Origin of the sequence: Staphylococcus canis (assembly GCF_016238445.1) — a bacterium.
Lineage (GTDB): Bacteria > Bacillota > Bacilli > Staphylococcales > Staphylococcaceae > Staphylococcus > Staphylococcus canis.
Map to the genome: position 1 here is coordinate 1 of NZ_JABANU010000123.1, position 240 is coordinate 240.

The 240-nt window shown below is 47.5% G+C and carries 1 protein-coding gene; it reads right to left on the minus strand.

Annotation, left to right across the window (positions count from 1 at the left end; translation table 11 throughout):
- A partial coding sequence (locus HHH54_RS11730; protein WP_232796341.1) for an Ig-like domain-containing protein occupies nt 1-240 on the minus strand: 240 nt, incomplete at both ends.

The window sequence follows — 240 nt, forward strand, 5'->3', positions numbered from 1 at the left end:
CATTGCCATCTTTGTTCACAACAGTGATTGTTTCACCTTCGTCTAATGTCTCAGTCGCTGGTACATCCACTGTCCAGTTTCCGTTTTCATCCACTTGACCTGTCACTTCTTCACCGTTAGGGAACGTTACAACTACTGTTGTTCCTGGTTCGCCTGTTCCTGTTACGACTCTGTCTCCTGGTTGTGGATTATTCACTACTGGTGCCTCTGGCGCCACTGTGTCTGTTACTGTTCCTGTTG